At 70.7% G+C, this 15830-nt stretch carries 15 protein-coding genes; 7 read left to right on the top strand and 8 right to left on the bottom strand.

All coding sequences use genetic code 11. The features are described from left to right. The first annotated feature begins 51 nt into the window (after nucleotides 1–51). Nucleotides 52–1233, top strand: coding sequence for an N-methyl-L-tryptophan oxidase (gene solA, locus ACZ7L5_RS30190; RefSeq protein WP_471520495.1), 1182 nt, complete (start codon nucleotides 52–54; stop codon nucleotides 1231–1233). Nucleotides 1234–1311: 78 nt separating this feature from the next. Then, entirely contained in the window at nucleotides 1312–2517 is a 1206-nt protein-coding gene (locus ACZ7L5_RS30185; protein WP_471520492.1) for a Glu/Leu/Phe/Val dehydrogenase dimerization domain-containing protein, read from the top strand. Here ACZ7L5_RS30185 and ACZ7L5_RS30180 read toward each other — a convergent pair. From ACZ7L5_RS30180 to ACZ7L5_RS30150, 7 genes are all read right to left on the bottom strand, one after another. Next, the gene (locus tag ACZ7L5_RS30180) at nucleotides 2510–4021 is read right to left on the bottom strand and encodes a hypothetical protein (protein ID WP_471520491.1); all 1512 of its coding nucleotides are present in this window, start codon (nucleotides 4019–4021) and stop codon (nucleotides 2510–2512) included. The two genes, ACZ7L5_RS30185 and ACZ7L5_RS30180, sit on opposite strands and share 8 nt — an antisense overlap. Nucleotides 4022–4119: 98 nt before the next feature. Beyond that, complete coding sequence (locus ACZ7L5_RS30175; RefSeq protein WP_471520489.1) at nucleotides 4120–4932, bottom strand: DeoR/GlpR family DNA-binding transcription regulator; 813 nt, start codon at nucleotides 4930–4932, stop codon at nucleotides 4120–4122. A gap of 455 nt (nucleotides 4933–5387) precedes the next feature. After that, the gene (locus tag ACZ7L5_RS30170) at nucleotides 5388–6632 is read right to left on the bottom strand and encodes a metal-dependent hydrolase family protein (RefSeq protein ID WP_471520487.1); all 1245 of its coding nucleotides are present in this window, start codon (nucleotides 6630–6632) and stop codon (nucleotides 5388–5390) included. A 34-nt stretch (nucleotides 6633–6666) separates the two neighbouring features. Then, nucleotides 6667–8232, bottom strand: coding sequence for a phytoene desaturase family protein (locus tag ACZ7L5_RS30165; RefSeq protein ID WP_471520485.1), 1566 nt, complete (start codon nucleotides 8230–8232; stop codon nucleotides 6667–6669). A 229-nt stretch (nucleotides 8233–8461) separates the two neighbouring features. Next, nucleotides 8462–9418, bottom strand: coding sequence for a hypothetical protein (locus ACZ7L5_RS30160; protein WP_471520483.1), 957 nt, complete (start codon nucleotides 9416–9418; stop codon nucleotides 8462–8464). 39 nt (nucleotides 9419–9457) lie between these two features. Beyond that, a complete protein-coding gene (locus tag ACZ7L5_RS30155; RefSeq protein ID WP_471520481.1) occupies nucleotides 9458–10243 on the bottom strand; it encodes a hypothetical protein in 786 nt (261 codons plus the stop codon). Nucleotides 10244–10402: 159 nt separating this feature from the next. Then, a complete protein-coding gene (locus ACZ7L5_RS30150) occupies nucleotides 10403–11296 on the bottom strand; it encodes a hypothetical protein (protein ID WP_471520479.1) in 894 nt (297 codons plus the stop codon). A 343-nt stretch (nucleotides 11297–11639) separates the two neighbouring features. Here ACZ7L5_RS30150 and ACZ7L5_RS30145 point away from each other — a divergent pair, with 343 nt between their 5' ends. Then, on the top strand, nucleotides 11640–12269 hold the full coding sequence (locus tag ACZ7L5_RS30145) for a helix-turn-helix transcriptional regulator (RefSeq protein ID WP_471520477.1): 630 nt from the start codon (nucleotides 11640–11642) through the stop codon (nucleotides 12267–12269). A 7-nt stretch (nucleotides 12270–12276) separates the two neighbouring features. Here ACZ7L5_RS30145 and ACZ7L5_RS30140 read toward each other — a convergent pair whose 3' ends face one another. Continuing rightward, a complete protein-coding gene (locus ACZ7L5_RS30140; RefSeq protein WP_471520475.1) occupies nucleotides 12277–12948 on the bottom strand; it encodes a Pvc16 family protein in 672 nt (223 codons plus the stop codon). Between the two features lie 165 nt (nucleotides 12949–13113). Here ACZ7L5_RS30140 and ACZ7L5_RS30135 point away from each other — a divergent pair, with 165 nt between their 5' ends. Genes ACZ7L5_RS30135 through ACZ7L5_RS30120 form a run of 4 tightly spaced genes read left to right on the top strand, consistent with a single transcriptional unit; the run spans nucleotide 13114 to nucleotide 15783 of the window. Then, nucleotides 13114–14742 (top strand): phage tail sheath family protein, encoded by a 1629-nt coding sequence (locus ACZ7L5_RS30135; RefSeq protein WP_471520473.1) that lies wholly within the window; start codon nucleotides 13114–13116, stop codon nucleotides 14740–14742. A gap of 14 nt (nucleotides 14743–14756) precedes the next feature. Further along, nucleotides 14757–15215, top strand: a complete 459-nt coding sequence (locus ACZ7L5_RS30130; protein WP_471520471.1) for a phage tail protein — start codon at nucleotides 14757–14759, stop codon at nucleotides 15213–15215. Continuing rightward, on the top strand, nucleotides 15212–15613 hold the full coding sequence (locus tag ACZ7L5_RS30125) for a hypothetical protein (protein ID WP_471520470.1): 402 nt from the start codon (nucleotides 15212–15214) through the stop codon (nucleotides 15611–15613). The genes ACZ7L5_RS30130 and ACZ7L5_RS30125 overlap by 4 nt, the downstream gene beginning before the upstream one ends. Next, nucleotides 15607–15783 carry a DUF6760 family protein gene (locus tag ACZ7L5_RS30120; RefSeq protein WP_471520892.1) on the top strand — a complete coding sequence of 59 codons (177 nt, stop codon included), beginning with the start codon at nucleotides 15607–15609 and terminating at the stop codon, nucleotides 15781–15783. The genes ACZ7L5_RS30125 and ACZ7L5_RS30120 overlap by 7 nt, the downstream gene beginning before the upstream one ends. Nucleotides 15784–15830: the final 47 nt, after the last annotated feature.

Genomic DNA, 15830 nt, shown 5'->3' with positions numbered 1-15830 from the left:
CCGCGGCCCCTTTCCGGGCGGCACCGCTTCTGCGCAGCGAAAAGGACCTCCATGAGCGCTCACGCAGGTACCCGGACCTTCGATGTCGTCGTCATCGGTCTGGGGGGACTGGGATCAGCCGCGGCCTGGCACCTCGCCCGCTCCGGACGCCGCGTCCTCGGACTTGAACAGTTCGCGTTCGGGCACGACCGCGGGGCCTCCCACGACACCTCCCGGATCCTGAGGCACAGCTACCACCGGCCCGACTACGTCCGGCTCACCCACCACGCCTACGCCGACTGGGCCACGCTGGAGGAGGAGTCCGGGGAGACGCTGGTGACCACCACCGGCGGGATCGACCTGTGCCCCGAGGGCTCGGCACTCCCCCTGGACGACTACACCAAGAGCCTGGACAGCGAGCGCATCCCCTACGAAGTGCTCGGTGTCGAGGAGGTCCGCGCCCGCTGGCCGCAGGTCAGGCTCCCGGACGGGACCTCCACCCTCTACCAGGAGCGCACCTCCATCGTGCCGGCGGCGCAGTCGGTCGCCGCGATGCAGCGTCTGGCGTTGCAGTCGGGTGCCGTACTGATGGACCGCACCCCGGTCACGGAGGTGCACCACCGGGCGAACGGCGTCGAGGTGGTGACGCCCGCCGGGCGGTTCTCCGCCGAGAAGGTGGTGCTGTGCGGCGACGCGTGGACCAACAGGCTGCTGGAGCCGCTGGGCGCCGCGATCCCGCTCACGGTCCTCGACCAGCAGATCACCTACTTCGAGCCGGCCGAACCGGCCCGGTACGCCCCCGAGGTGTTCCCGGTGTGGATCTGGCTCGACGACCCGAGCTTCTTCGGCTTCCCCTGCTACGGCGAGGCCACGGTCAAGGCCGGTGAGGACTGCGGCGGGCCCGAGGTCACCCCGGAAACGCGCACCGGCACCACCGACCCGGTCATGCTGGAACGGCTGTCGTCCTTCATGGCGGCGACCTTCCCGGGCAGCGGCGCCCCCGTGCGCTCCAAGCGCTGTCTGTACACGCTCACCCCCGACCGTGACTTCGTGCTCGGCGCCGTGCCCGGGGCGGAGCGGATCCTGGTCGGTCTCGGCGCGGGGCACGCCTACAAGTTCGCCCCGACCCTGGGCCGGATGCTGGCCGAGCTCGCCGGCGATCCGGCGCTCGGCGCCACCGAGCCGTACACACCCTTCCGCCTGGACCGGCCGGCCCTCACCGACCCGGACCACCCGGTCAACTGGATGACCTGACCGGCCGCCGGCCCGGCCGGCCCGCACCACACCCCTGCCTCGACATCGCCCCGCACCGGGCAAAGGGACGGACGACGCATGACTGCCACCATCACCACCTCCGGCGCCACGACCACCCGCAGACCGTATCTGGAGGTCGTGTGGACCGATCCGGTCACCGGCCGGCGGGGCTTCGTGGTCATCGACCGGCTCGTCCGCGGCGTGGCGAGCGGCGGACTGCGCATGCGGGACGGCTGCACGCTGGAGGAGGTGCGCGGGCTCGCCGCCGGCATGACCCGCAAGGAGGCGCTGCACTACGACCCGGCCCGGCGCTACATCCCGCTCGGCGGCGCGAAGGGCGGCATCGACTTCGACCCGCGCGACCCCCAGAGCCCGGCGGTGCTCGGCCGGTTCCTCCAGGGGATCAAGCCGCTGCTGCGCGACTACTGGACCACGGGCGAGGACCTGGGTGTCCGGCAGGACAGCGTCGACGAGGCCGCGGCGAAGCTCGGCCTGGACAGCACCATCGAGGCGATCTACCCGCTGCTGGACGACCCGGTGACGGCCCGGCTGCGGCTCGCGGACGCGTTCGCCGTCACCGTCGACGCGGTGCCCCTGCCCGAACTCGTGGGCGGACTTGGCGTCGCCGAGTCCGCTCTGACGGCCCTGGACCGCATCGGGATGGAGCACGGCGCGGCCCGCGCGGTCGTGCAGGGCTTCGGGTCCATGGGTGGCGCCACCGCCCGTTATCTCGCCCGAGCGGGCGTGAAGGTGGTGGCAGTCGCCGATGCGCACGGTGTCGTCGCCAACCCCGAGGGCCTCGACGTGGAGCGGCTGCTGCTCACCCGGGACGCCTTCGGTGCCGTCGACCGCACGCAGCTGCGCCCGCAGGACACCGAGGCGGACGGCGGCACCTGGCTCGACATCGAGTGCGACGTCCTGGTGCCGGCGGCGGTCTCCTACTGCGTGACACCCGCCGACCAGCACCGGATCACGGCCCGGGTGATCGCCGAGGCGGCGAACATGCCGGTGCTGCCGGAGGCCGAGGCGGCGCTGCACGCCCGCGGAGTGACGGTCCTGCCGGACTTCGTGGTCAACTCCGCCACCAACGCCTGGTGGTGGTGGACCCTGTTCGGCGACATCGGCGCCGACTCCGACGAGGCCCATGCCATGGTCCGGGGAGCCATGCGCCGGCTCACCGAGAACATGCTCGACAGCGCAGACGCCGAGGGTGTCACGCCGCGACAGGCCGCTCAGGCCGTAGTGGAGCACAACCTCACCGCCATCGAGGCCGCGTTCAGCTGATCGCCGTGTTCCCCGGGCGGTTCGGCCGGGACTCGGAGCGCAGGAGGCGGAAGGAGTGCAGGGTGACGCACGGGCGCTCACCCTCGCACCGGGCGACGACGCGCAGATTCTGCCGTCCGGACAGGGGCTTGACGGTGACCTGGACCGGTTCGCCGTCGGCGCCCGTCGACATCAGGTCGACGGAGGCCCACAGCTTGCCCTTGCCCTTTCCCGTGTAGAACTCCAGCCGTCGCGCCTGTTCGGTGAGCCCGGAGACATGCACACCGAGCCGGTCGTACCGCGCAGTGCCGAAGCGCACGTCCTCGTAGCCGAGTTGTGCTCCGTCGGTGAGCAGCAGGGCATTCGGTTCGCCCGACGGGGCCGGCGTCACCGGGCCCTGCGAGTAGGCGAACGTGTCGGCGAGGACCTCCCCCTCGGCCGGGGGTGAGGGGTCGTCCGGCGCGGACGGTCCGGGTCCCGGCGAGCCGGGTCCGAGGTCGGGGTCGGTGCCCGTGTCGGCCACCCACTGCACGGTCAGAGCCGTGCCGGCCAGCACTCCGGACACGACCGCGAGGGCCACGGCCCGGCGCCGCTTCGCCGGCGCCATGAACCTGCGGTACGCCGACGGCTTGCGGTGGCGCGCCCCGCCCGCCCCCGCCGCCGTGGTGCCGGCGGCGGGGGCGGCACCACGGCGGGGACGCTTGTGGAAGTCGAACGAAGGACTGCGGAACTGCCTCTTGTTGGCCTGGTACTCGTGGACCGGCCACCACCCCAGCAGCCTGAGCGGCAGATGCCGCGAGGCGCGGGCGTCCAGGTCGACGAGGTCTTCGTACAGCGCGAAGCAGCGCGGGCAGTTGCCCAGGTGGTCGGCGACGGCGGGGTCCAGGGGCGTCCCGGGGAAGTCGGCGACGGATTGGAGGTACTGCAGGCAGTCGGCGTTCTCCATCCGTTCGCAGTACAGGTCTATGCGGACCTGGCGCAGGGTCAGGTTCGCGCGCTGCAGGCCGCGGGCCAGCTCGCGGCCGGACAGCCCGCTGATCGCCGCGATGTCCGAGTCGTCGTCCCCCTCGGCCAGGGCGTGCCACAGCAGGCACTGTGCCATGGGCGGCAACTGTTCGTAGGCGAGGGCGAGTTGGCCGTCGTCCAGCATCGGCCACATGGAACCGCCGCGGATCCACCTGGTGAACTCCGGCAGGAAGGAGTGGGGGGATCTCAGGGCCCGGGTCACCGCGGCGAGGCGGACGGACTCCAGTAACTGGAGCCGGACGCAGCCCGAGTGGCGGCCCTGCTCCAGCGGGAGGGGGGAGACGATCCGGTCGCGGAGATAGCCGAACGCCGACGAGACCAGGTCCTTCGCCACCTGGACGGACGGAGTGCAGGTCAGCGCATAGGCGAGGGCGGCGTCCCCGTGACGCCGGTGGATCACTTCGAAGAGCGGGCCCTGTCCGCCGCGGACGGCCCGGAGCACTTCGGCGTCCCCCCGGCTCTCCGCCCTGGTACGGGACGCTATGGCGGTCAGCGCCATGACGCAGACGTCCTCCCCTCGCTCACCGAGCCCGCGACGTCCGCGGATTTCGGGCTTGCATGATAAGAGCATGAATGCCGCTCACGGGAGTCCGAAGATCAAGGAAAACGAATGCGATTGCTCTTCACCGTGGCGGGAATGACGACCAGTGTGGTGTTCACTCCGCTCTTCCTGAGCGAGGCGACCATCTCGGTGTTGGCATGCGAATCCGTGACCAGCGTGTGAATGGAGCCGACATCCGCAATTTTCGCCTGATGCACACGCCCGAGTTTTGAACTGTCCGCGACGACGATTTTGTGCTGCGCCTGCTCCAGCATGATCCGGTCGATCTCCGCACCGCGCGCACTGTGCCGGGTAAAACCGACCTCCGGGCTGATACCGTCCACGCCGACGATCGCGAAGTCGAATTGATACGAACGCAGTGTCTTCTCAGCGGCCCGGCCGACGAGGTCGTTGGACAGCGGGCGCGCGGTGCCCCCGGTGACGACGACACTGACCACCTGGCGCGCCATGAGGGACGTCGCCGTGTCGAGGCCGTTGGTCACGACCGTCAGGTCCGGGCGGCCGGCCAGACTGCTGGCGACGAACCCGACTGTGCTGCCGCCGCTCAGCGCCATGGTGAGCGGCCGGTTCGGTATCAGGGAGGAGGCCAGCGCACCGATACGACGCTTGGCCTCGGTGTTCTGTGAGCGGCGCAGGCTGACGGGCAGTTCCGCGCCGCGTCGGGCGGCGGCGATCTTGCCGTAGGAGCGGCGGATGAGCCCCTTCTCCTCCATCACCGCCAGATCCCGGCGCACCGTGGCGCCCGAGACCCCGAGGATCGTCGGCAGGAATCGCACTTGGAGTTCCCCGCGCTGCGAGAGGAGCGCCAGGACGGTCGAGATCCGCGTATCGCGTGTCCGGTCGGTCACCGTTGGCTCCGTCGTGCCGTCGAGACAGATTTCCGGAAGGTTCCGTCGGCACATCGCGCGACCCACTTTCTCGCGTCATGTTTCATCGATAGACCGAGAACCGAATATTGGCTGTCCAATTTCATGGAATGTTCCGTGAGACCTCACCCGGCGGTTTACATGACAGGGCTGACCGCGTGCGCTGTGAAGCCATCGCGGTTGTGGCGATAGGGCGCCACAATCAGCTCCTGTTCCTCCGTTCGCCCAGTACTTTGCGACTCTCGCATTGCGCGGGCGGAACGCGGAAGGCGAGGATTGGAACACTATAACGGGGGATAATCAGACAGTTACTCTTACTCCCCGAAGTGATCAAAGCAAGTGAGCGTTTGGAGGGCCGGGCACGCCGCCGATTCGGCAAGGCCCGACCTGTTCCCAGACTCGCTCACCGCTCCTTCCTGGGGGAACAGGGAAAGTCCCTAGGATCGCTCAGCCGGTCCGAGCAGTGTGAGGTCGTTGCGGACGACCTCGCCGCCCTTCATGACGAAGCGGACGTCGTTGTAGGAGGTGGGGTCCTCGGGGTCGCCGGTCACGGCGATGAGGTCGGCGTACTTGCCCGGGGTGATGGAGCCGATGCGGTCCTCCCAGCCCATGCACTCGGCGCTGGTGAGGGTCGCGGCCCGCAGCGCCTGGAGGGGTGTCATGCCCCATTCGCACATGGTGGCCAGCTGACGGGTCTGCAGGCCGTGCGGGAAGGCGCCGGCGTCGGTGCCGAACCCGATGCGTACCCCGGCCCGAACGGCCTTGGCGAAACTTCGCCGTTGCCGCTCGGTCGCCGCGTCGTTCTTGGCCAACTGCTCGTCGTCGAACGTCTCGGTGTTCTCGACGATCCAGTCGCTCCACCAGATGTCGGCCGACAGGTACGTACCATGTTCCAGCATCAACTCGATGCTCTCGTCGTCGAGTTCTGTGCCGTGCTCGATGGAGCGGACACCGGCCCGGATCGCCCGCTTGATGCCTTCGGTGCCGTGCGCGTGGGCGGCGACGTGTGCCCCGTACCACTGCGCCTCCTCCACCGCGGCCCGGATCTGCTCCTCGGTCAGTTCGGGGGCGCCCGGGACCGTTCCGGGAGTCAGCACTGCCCCGGTGGCGATCAGTTTGACGACGTCGGCGCCACCGGTGAGCAGTTCACGCACCCGCTCGCGGACGTCGGGCACATCGCGCACGGAGCCGAACCGGTACTCCCGGGGCTGTTCGATGCCGGGGGCCAGGCCGGTGATCATGCCTCCGCCGGTGGAGACCGAGACATACGCTCCCGCGACGGCCATGCGCGGCCCGGGCACGACGCCCCGGTCGATGGCGTCGCGCAGTGCCACGTCCACGAAGGCGCGGAAGGCCCCGACGTCCCGGACGGTCGTGAAACCGGCGTTCAGTGTGTCGCGTGCGTGCACCACCCCGTCGAGCGCCTGCTGGGCCCCGGACTGCCGCAGCTCCTGCATGAAGTCACCGCAGGCCGCAGGGCCCACCAGGTGGGTGTGCAGGTCGACCAGTCCGGGAGCGAGCGCCGCCTGACCGAGGTCGATGAGGCGCACCCCCTCCGGGACCGGTTCGCCGGCCGGCCGCACGGCGGTGATCCGCTCGCCCTCGACGACGACGATGTGATCGGGCAGTACCCTGCCGGCCTCGACGTCCACGAGGCGGGCACAACGCAGTGCGACGGCCATCTGTCTCCCTCTCTTCCCTACATGGCGAGCGTGGTCATTCGCCGAGTACGGCCATCGCGGCGTTGTGACCGGGGATACCGCTCACGCCGCCACCGCGCACCGCGCCGGCGCCGCACAGCAGCACATTGGGGTAGGGCGTCTCCACGCCCCAGCGCCCCGTCGTCTCCGTCGCGTGCGGGAAGGCCAGCGAGCGGTGGAAGATGTTGCCTCCCGGCAGCCGCAGCTCGTCCTCCAGGTCGATGGGCGTCTTCGCCTCGATGCAGGGGCGGCCGTCCTCGTCCAGCGCGAGACAGTCGGCGATCGGCTCGGCCAGCACCGAGTCGAGCTCGGCGAGCGCGGCCTTGGTGAGGGCCTCCCGGGCCCCGTCGTTGTCCTCGACGAACAACCGGGCGGGGGCGTGCAGTCCGAACATCGTCAGCGTCTGGTAGCCCTGGGCGGCCAGTTCGGGGCCGAGGATGGACGGGTCGGTCAGCGAGTGGCAGTAGATCTCCGACGGCGGGGCCGACGGCAGCCGTCCGTCGGCGGCCTCCCGGTAGGCCCGGGCCAACTGGTCGTAGCCCTCGGAGATGTGGAAGGTGCCCGAGAAGGCCTCCTTCGGGTCCACGGAGGTGTCCCGCAGCCGCGGCAGCCGCCGCAGCAGCATGTTGACCTTGAGCTGTGCGCCCTCCGCCGGGTCGTCGACCGTGTCGCCGAGCATCCCGGCCAGCGCCTCGGGCGAGGCGTTGACGAGGACCTTGCGGGCCCCCACGGTCGCCTCGCCGGAGCCGTCGTCGTAGGTGATGACGGAGAGGGTCTCGTCGGGCTCGATGTGGGTGACCTCGTGACCGGTGACGATCTCCGCTCCGGCCTCCCGGGCCACCCGGGCCAGCTCGCCGGTGAGGGCGCCCATGCCGCCGACCGGCACATCCCAGTCGCCGGTCTCCCCGCCGATGACGTGGTAGAGGAAGCAGATGTTCTGGGCCAGCTCGGGGTCATGGGCGTCGGTGAACGTGCCGATCAGACCGTCGGTGAGGACCACACCGCGTACGACGTCGTCCTTGAAGCGGTCCTCGACGGCGACACCGAGGGGCTCCTCGAAAAGCATCCGCCACGCGTCGTCGTCGCCGATCCGGGCGCGCAGGTCCTCCTTGCTCGGCAGCGGCTCGGTGAGGGTGGAGAACACCCGCTTGGCGACCCGCTCGGTCATTCCGTAGAACTCGCGCCAAGCCGTGTACTCGGCGTCGGAGCCGGTGAAGTCCCGGAACGCCGCCCGGGTCCGCTCCTCTCCCCCGCCGACCAGCAGGCCGGTGGCACGGCCGCCGCGCTCGGCAGGTGTGTAGGACGAGATGGACCTCTTGCGCACCTGGAAACGCAGTCCGAGCTCCTTCACGATCTTCGGCGGGAGCAGGGACACCAGGTAGGAGTAGCGCGACAGGCGCGCGTCCACTCCGGCGAAGGCACGGGTGGACACGGCGGCGCCGCCCGTGGTGTCGAGCCGTTCGAGCAGGAGCACGGAGCGCCCCGCCCGGGCCAGGTAGGAAGCGGCGACGAGACCGTTGTGGCCACCACCGACGATGACGACGTCGTAGACGTCCTGCGAGAACGAGGCATTCCGAGGCATGCCTCTTGCTAACACGCCTCGGACCACCACCACAAGAGATTGGCGCGGCGAATGATGTTTTACTGATTGACGACTCAGTACCTTGAGAGGCGGCTCAAGCTCACCCACGGGCGAAGATAAGACCAGGTCAGAGGCGCTTTCAGGGCTCGACTGGCGCTGCTTTCAGGTCGCCTGGCGACTCCACTATTCTTTTCGCTTGCTGATTGATCTAACAGTCAGCGGGAGGCACTCAGGACACGATCGAGCTCTGCCGGAACCTCTCCAGGAACTTGCCGTCGCCCCCGACGAGCTGGGGCATGCCCTGGTCGTCGCACCCCAGGTCGATACGGCCGTGCCAGTCGTAGGAGTGGCCGAAGAGGTTGTCCTCGTGCCAGTCGAACTGCACGGAGACGAAGTGCCGGGGCAGCCCGCCGTCCGGCGAGGGCATCTGCCTGGGGGTGACGACCATGGTGCCCTTGCCGCGCAGACCGGCAGAGCTGCGGCCCTTCACACCGCCCACCTGCTCCAACGGGCGGATCTTGAAGTTCTTCATGTGGACGCGGTTCTTCGCCTGGCGCACCTTGCCCGCCTCCACCCGGAGCCGGTCCGCCGCCTTGCGGTGCGCCTTGAACGTCTCGATCTTCCGCAGATGCTGCTCCAGCTCACGTTTGAAGGTCTTGCGCGCGGCCGCGTTGTCCGCGTAGCGGTGCCCCTCCAGCAGCGCCTGCAGCTGGGCGACCCGCTCCTCGGCCCGCACGATCTCGTCCAGGTCGACGGCGTCCGCCGCGCTGCCGGACTCGTTCGCCTTGTTCATGAGCTGCACCTGTGCCTGACGGGTACTCAGGCGCACGGCGGTGTACGACATGCGCAGCGGCAGGACCATGAAGATGCTGTGGCTGTGGTTGACCGCCTCCGGCACGTCGTCGCGGTGGCGGTGCAGAAGCCCGGCGAGGTGCTTCACCTGGCGCACGATGGGCTGGAAGCGGCTGTGCGTGTAGAACAGGCCGGAGACGGCGTGTTCCCCGAGGTCCTCGTCGACAAGCGCGTCCTTGAGCACTTCGGGCACCGAGTCCAGTGGAGTGGCAGAGGTCGCCTCGAACGAGAGACTGCTGTTCAGGTCCTTGACGATCGAGTAGGCCAGGCTGGCCGTCGACGTGGCCACCAGGCCCAGAGGGCCCGTCGCGGCGAGAGCGGGGTTGACGGTCATCGTCGTCCTTCCGGTCGTGGGTGGGGTGCCGGGATGCCGTCAGGCCGCGTCCGCGCCATCGAGGGGCGGCAGTTCGTCGAGGTCGACCTCGAGGGAGAGACCGTGCTCCTGCATCAGCTGGATGTGGTCCTCGGTGAGCATGCCCTCGGCCTCGCTGTCGCTCGTGGCCGCCAGCACGGCCTCGACCAGCTCCCCGAGCACGGCGGAGTCGGCCGGAGCCGGGTCGGGCGCCGGGGCAGGCTCCTCGGTCGCGGGCGTGAACTCCTGGTCGTGACCGGCGTATTGGTCGTGGTCGGCGTGCTGCGCGTACTGGTCGTAGGCGGCGGCTTGCTCGGCGTACTGCGCCGACTGGTCGTGGGCGGCGGCCTGTTCGGTGTACTGCGCCGACTGGTCGTAGGCGGCGGCCTGTTCGGTGTACTGCGCCGACTGGTCGTAGGCGGCGGCCTGTTCGGCGTACTGCGCCGACTGGTCGTACGCGGCGTACTGGTCGTACGGGTCGGCCTGCGCGTACTGCGCGTACTGGTGCGCCTCGGCGGGTGCGGTGTTCTGGGCGTACTGCTCGGCCGGGGGCCACTGTCCGTAGATGCCGAACTCGCCCGCGAGCCAGTAGACGAAGCGGGTCACGACGTCCTGCCGGTACAGCGCCTCGTCCTCGCGGTCGGCGGGCAGCTGCGCCAGGACGTTGTCGAACTCGAAGAAGTAGTACGCGTAAGGTGCCAGGTCGGATTCGTGGACGATCTGGGCGAAGGTCAACCACTCGGTACCCGGGGGGAGCTGTCCCCACCGGTACAGAACGTCGTCGTAGAGCGGTGATGCCTCGGACACGTGCGGCTCCTCAACGGGTGGCATGCGCAGGGGCGGGCGTCGTGGGCCGGCCGTTGCCGTCACTGTGCTGGACCGCCGGCGACAGTCACCAGGCCCGGCGGGCACCCGGGCGGACCCCGTCCGCTGCCCATACGGGTGAGCCCCTACCGGTGAGCCCCCTCACGGGTCCCAGCGGGACGGGGGGCGCAGCGCCACCCGGAAGCCATGCGCGGCGAACGCGGCGGTGACCTCCTCGCCCGCCTCCCCGGGCAGTCCGGTCACCCGGGCCGTGGGCGTCCGGCGCAGCGGGCCCGCGTTGGCTCCCCGCTGCACCGACCCGGCGAAGACCCCCGCACCCTGCACGCCGGTCAGTGCGCACACGGGCGGGTAGGCGGGGTTGGCGCTGCCGACGACGAGCCGGCCGGGGTCCGCGGCCCACAGCACGGCCAGTCGCTGATGGGGCTTCAGTGCGGCGAGCAGGGCCCGGTTCGCATCCCCGGCCGCTTCCCAGTCGACGGCGTCGACCGTCAGCCGCGCCTGCTGAAGGGCGAGTTCGGCCCGCTGGGCCCGGCGGCGGGCCGAGGCGCCCGGCGACCGGTCCCGGCCGTCGGACGGGTACTCCCCCGGCTCCGGCCAGGACCCGGGGGCGCGGCGGGCGGACGCCGCCACGACATGAGGGACTTCGTGCACCGCCTCGTGCACCGAAGGGGACTCGTACGCCTCGTCGGCGGCGGGCTCCACACCGGCCGGCACGACCACGCCGACGGCGATGAGGTCCGCGACCAGCGCGGCCACCGTCTCGTGCAGTGCGGCATGGGCCTCCTGGCGCATGTGCGGTGCCGGCAGGCCGCCCGGACCGGGTCCGGCGTACCGCAGGACGAGGCCGGTCAGCGCCGGGCCGTACCGCTGGAACACCTGCCGGACCGCGTCGCACGCGGGCAGCGCGGTCTCCTCGGCCAGGGCGGCGCGCAGGCCTCCGGCCAGGGCGAACCGGTCCGTGTCCCAGGCCCGTTCGACAGCACCCCCGACGGCCCGCAGTACCGCGTCGTGCACGGCGTCCTGTGTTCTCGGCATGCCCCCTCGGCTCCCCTCCTCGGCTCTCACGCTCGACGGTGCGTCCGCCACGCGCTCTCCCGCCAGGGCGGGCGGGAACGCGATCGCGCGGGGAGGGCGGGACACCGGTGCGGCCTTCCGGCTGCCCGTTCGGGCCCCTCTCCCTGGGCCGGCGCCGGATACGAGCCGTCTGCCCCGTGGCCCACGTCGCGTACGAGCCGGTAACACCGGTTCGGTCCAGGAAACAGCCGATCGCGGTCATGGTCACGCCCCCGTCCGCGAGGGAGGCTGATCGGGCAACCAGGAACAACGGCCCCGGGCAGCACCGTTGCCCGCAGGCTCGACGCACGAGGAGCAGCCCACCATGACGACCGACCGCATTCTCGTCCATGTGAGGACGTCGGACCCGATATCGGAGGCGGGGATCGTCGCGGCCCTGAAGTCACGGGCGGAGATCTGGATCGCGGACGGCGCCCAGGCGAGCGCGGACACGGTCGCGCTCATCGTCGCCGACGAGATGAACGAGGAGGCGCTGCACCTGCTGCGGGCGGTCCGGGGCAAGGGCATGCACGAGGTCATCGCGGTCGTGTCGGAACTGGACGACGCCGGTCTGATGCTCGCCGTGGAGTCCGGGGTGGCCGGGCTGGTGCGGCGGCGCGAGGCGACGGCGGACCGTCTGGTGCAGGTCATCACGTCGGTGCACCGCGGTGCCGGTGTGGTGCCGCCGGACTTACTGGGACGGCTGCTCAAGCAGGTGTCGCAGGTGCAGCAGCATGTGCTGGCCCCGCGCGGGCTGCGCTTCAACGGGCTCACGGACCGCGAGGGCGACGTATTGCGGCTCGTCGCCGCCGGGCTCGACACCCGGGAGATCGCGCAGAAACTGTCGTACTCGGAACGGACCGTCAAGAACGTGCTGCACGACGTCACCCACCGGTTCCAGCTGCGCAACCGCTCGCACGCCGTGGCCTACGCCATCCGCGAGGGCCTCATCTGATGCGCCGTCACCCCGTCGGCCACCCCCTGTTCGTCACCTCGCCCCGCTCCTCGATGCGCGGTCGCTGCCCCGGCACCGACCGGCGGCGCCCCGAGCCGGTGTCGTAGGTGCCTGAAGTGCCCGGGGCGCCAGGGGCGTTCGGGGTGTCGGTGCGGCGGGCGCCGAGGTCTATCCGGCTGGGGGCGCGGTCCACCGCGTGGTCGGCGGGCGGCCGGAGCGGCGCCAGCACCACGAGGTGCAGGGGCGGTGCGGGAGGCGGCGGCGAGGGCGGCGCCGGGACCGGCTCGGCCGGGGCCACGACGAGCGGCAGCGCCCCGGCGCCGAACGCGGAGAAGGAGGCGTGCACGAGGTCGTCCGGAAGACACGGCGCCGCGGCCCCCGCCACGACGACGTCCCCGAGCACCCGCTGCCGCGCCCGCCAGTCCCTGCCGTGCGCGGTCAGCCGGTACGAGTACCTCACCACGCGCAGCGGCTGCATCCGGGCGCTGACCGGGCGGTCCGCGCCCTCCCGCAGGAACATGCCGCCGCCGCGGCCCCGGCTCTCCTCGCGCACGTCGTAGAGACAGATCCGCACGACGACCGGTCCGTCCGCGTCCGCCCATTCCGGCGCCGGGTCCTCGAAGGACAGCTCCGCGTGCGGGACACAACGCCTCAGCCAGGCCCCGAGTGAGAGGGTCACCGCCTCCATCATCACGCCATGGTGGCCGCTCCCTGGGCGCCCGGCCACGCCCGAAGGGATTCCCCATGGGGCAGACGGAGGTGTCCTCCCGTGTGGCTGATCGCTCTCTCTCCCGGCACCGGACGGGTGAAACCGTGAGTCGTCCCACAGGAAAGTGAGGAGCGTGTGCCGAACTATCTGACTCCGGGCGTCTTCGTGGAGGAGACGTCCTCGGGCATCAAGCCGATCCAGGGTGTCGGAACCGCGACCGCCGCGTTCATCGGCTTCACCGAGAAGGGTCCCGTCGACGAGGCCGTCCTGGTCACGAGCTGGACCCAGTACACCAACGTCTTCGGCGAGTTCACGGCCGGCGCCTACCTGCCGCAGAGCGTGTACGGCTACTTCCTCAACGGCGGCGGCAACGCGTACGTCATCAGCCTGGGCACCGGCGCGGACACGCCCGGCCCCGTCGCCGGCCCCGGCACGCCGGCGCCACCGGCCACGCAAGCCCCGCCGCCTCGTGGCGAACTGGCCGGTGCCGGCGGTCGGCCCGCGCTGACCGTCGCCCTGGCCGCGACCGACGGTCCGTCCGGAGGCCCGTCCGGCGGGCAGGTCGTCGTCGAGGTCGAGGACGCCACCGGCGCCGACGGCGACGACGAGGCCTTCAAGCTGGTGGTGCGCCGCGACGGCAAGGTGGTCGAGGAGTACGACAACGTCTCCGCCAAGCGCGGGCCGTCCTTCGTGGGCACCGCCCTGAAGAAGTCCGCCCTGATCACGCTGGAGGACGTCAAGGGCGCCGCGCCCGCCCGCCCCGCCAAGGGGACGAAGGTGTCACTCGCCCCCGTCACGCCGGCTGCCGCGCCCGCCGTGGCACGACGCGGCGGCACCGAGCCGGCGCACGTGCGGGAACTGGACGCGGGCCGCTACATCGGCGACACCGCCTCCCGCTCCGGCCTCGCCGGTCTGGAGGCCGTCGACGACATCACCATGGTCGCGGTCCCCGACCTGATGTCGGCCTACGGCAGCGGCGCCCTCGACGCCGAGGCCGTCAAGGCCGTGCAGCTCGCGCTGATCGGCCACTGCGAGACCATGGGCGACCGCGTGGCGATCCTCGACCCGCTGCCCGGGATGGGCGCCCAGCAGGCACGCGACTGGCGCCAGGAGTACTCCGGATTCGACTCCAAGTACGCCGCCCTGTACTGGCCCTGGGTGAAGGTCATGGACCCGCTGGAGAAGCGGGCCACGACCCTCCCGCCCAGCGGACACGTGGCCGGCGTGTGGGCCCGCAACGACGCCACCCGCGGTGTGCACAAAGCGCCGGCGAACGAGGTGCTGCGCGGTGTGCTGTCCCCGGCCGTCGCCGTGACCAAGGGCGAGCAGAGCATCCTCAACCCGATCGGCGTGAACTGCCTGCGCACGTTCCCGGGTCAGGGGGTGCGCGTCTGGGGCGCCCGCACGCTCTCCAGCGACCCGGAGTGGCGGTACCTGAATGTGCGCCGGCTGTTCAACTACATCGAGAAGTCGATCCTCGACGGCACGAACTGGGTCGTCTTCGAACCCAACGACCGTTACCTGTGGGAAGGCGTCAGCCGCACCGTCACCGCCTTCCTCACGCGCGTGTGGCGCAGCGGGGCGCTGTTCGGCCGCAGTCCGGCCGAGGCGTTCTTCGTCCGCTGCGACGAGGAGAACAACCCTCCCGAGAACCGGGACGCGGGCCTGCTGACCATCGACATCGGCATCGCCCCGGTCAAACCGGCCGAGTTCGTGGTGTTCCGGCTCTCGCAGTACACACCCGGCGCTGAGAGCAACGAGTAGAAGGGCAGCAGACCATGACCATGCCTACCGGCGTATCGGGCATACCCCAGGCCATCTCGGCGGCCCGCTTCGTGGTGAGCTTCGACGGGACCGCTCCGTCCTACTTCTCCGAACTGACCGGCATCACCAGCGAGGTGGAGCCCACGGAGTACATCGCCGCCGACGCCCGGACCGGGGCGATCGTGCACACCAAGCAGTTCGGCAAGACCAAGCCGCCCACGGTCACCCTCAAGCGCGGTGTCGACGGGACCGGCCATCTGATGGCGTGGCACGGCATGGTCCGGGCCGGCAATCCCGGGGCCCGGATGACGGGAACGCTGGAGCTCCAGAACGCGAGCGGTCAGCCGCAGGCCACCTACCGGCTGATCAACGCGTGGCCCAGCAAGATCGAGATCGGCAACCTCAAGGCCGGCGCGTCCGAGATCGTCCTGGAGACCGTCACGTTCACCTGCGAAGAGGTCATTCCGACATGAGCCCCGGTGCCGAGGTGACGGGGCAGACCATGCGGACGGAGTACCCGTTCGTCCTGCCCCGCGGATATGTCGACCCGCAGGGCCGGGTGCACCGGGAGGGCCTGATGCGGCTCGCCACGGCCCGCGACGAGATCGCGCCCCAGACGGACCCCAAGGTGCAGCAGAATCCCGCCTATCTGACGGTGCTGCTGCTGAGCCGGACCCTCACGCGGCTCGGCTCCGTCACGGACGTGTCCGCCGACACCGTCGAGAACCTCTTCGCGTCCGATCTGGCGTTCCTCCAGGACCTCTACCGGCGGATCAACCAGGACGGGCGCACCGAGGCCGAGGTGCACTGCCCGTCCTGCGAGCACCGCTTCCTCGTCGACGTGGCGGGTGAGGCTCCGGGGGAATCCTGACGTACACGGCCGACCGGCTCTGGGAGGAGGTCGTCTACGTCGCCTACTACCTTCACTGGTCCGCCGATTCGGTCCTCGACCTGGAGCACCCGGCACGACAGCGGGTGATCGAGGAGATCGGTCGGATCAACCAGCGGATCTCCGCACCCGACGACGACCCGGACGACTGAGACGCGTCCGGTGTCCGGCCCTTGGAAAGGAGGCGGCCCGTGCCGTG

This window comes from Streptomyces sp. NPDC107528 (assembly GCF_055639295.1).
This window is presented reverse-complemented; position numbering and strand designations above follow the sequence as displayed.

Excerpts from the sequence above, each read along its gene's own strand:
- ACZ7L5_RS30150 (WP_471520479.1), bottom strand. The coding sequence starts at position 11,296 with ATGCCGAGAACACAGGACGCCGTGCACGACGCGGTACTGCGGGCCGTC.
- ACZ7L5_RS30170 (WP_471520487.1), bottom strand. The coding sequence starts at position 6,632 with ATGGCCGTCGCACTGCGTTGTGCCCGCCTCGTGGACGTCGAGGCCGGC.
- ACZ7L5_RS30130 (WP_471520471.1), top strand. The coding sequence starts at position 14,757 with ATGACCATGCCTACCGGCGTATCGGGCATACCCCAGGCCATCTCGGCG.
- ACZ7L5_RS30160 (WP_471520483.1), bottom strand. The coding sequence starts at position 9,418 with ATGACCGTCAACCCCGCTCTCGCCGCGACGGGCCCTCTGGGCCTGGTG.
- ACZ7L5_RS30165 (WP_471520485.1), bottom strand. The coding sequence starts at position 8,232 with ATGCCTCGGAATGCCTCGTTCTCGCAGGACGTCTACGACGTCGTCATC.
- ACZ7L5_RS30145 (WP_471520477.1), top strand. The coding sequence starts at position 11,640 with ATGACGACCGACCGCATTCTCGTCCATGTGAGGACGTCGGACCCGATA.
- ACZ7L5_RS30125 (WP_471520470.1), top strand. The coding sequence starts at position 15,212 with ATGAGCCCCGGTGCCGAGGTGACGGGGCAGACCATGCGGACGGAGTAC.
- solA (WP_471520495.1), top strand. The coding sequence starts at position 52 with ATGAGCGCTCACGCAGGTACCCGGACCTTCGATGTCGTCGTCATCGGT.
- ACZ7L5_RS30185 (WP_471520492.1), top strand. The coding sequence starts at position 1,312 with ATGACTGCCACCATCACCACCTCCGGCGCCACGACCACCCGCAGACCG.
- ACZ7L5_RS30180 (WP_471520491.1), bottom strand. The coding sequence starts at position 4,021 with ATGGCGCTGACCGCCATAGCGTCCCGTACCAGGGCGGAGAGCCGGGGG.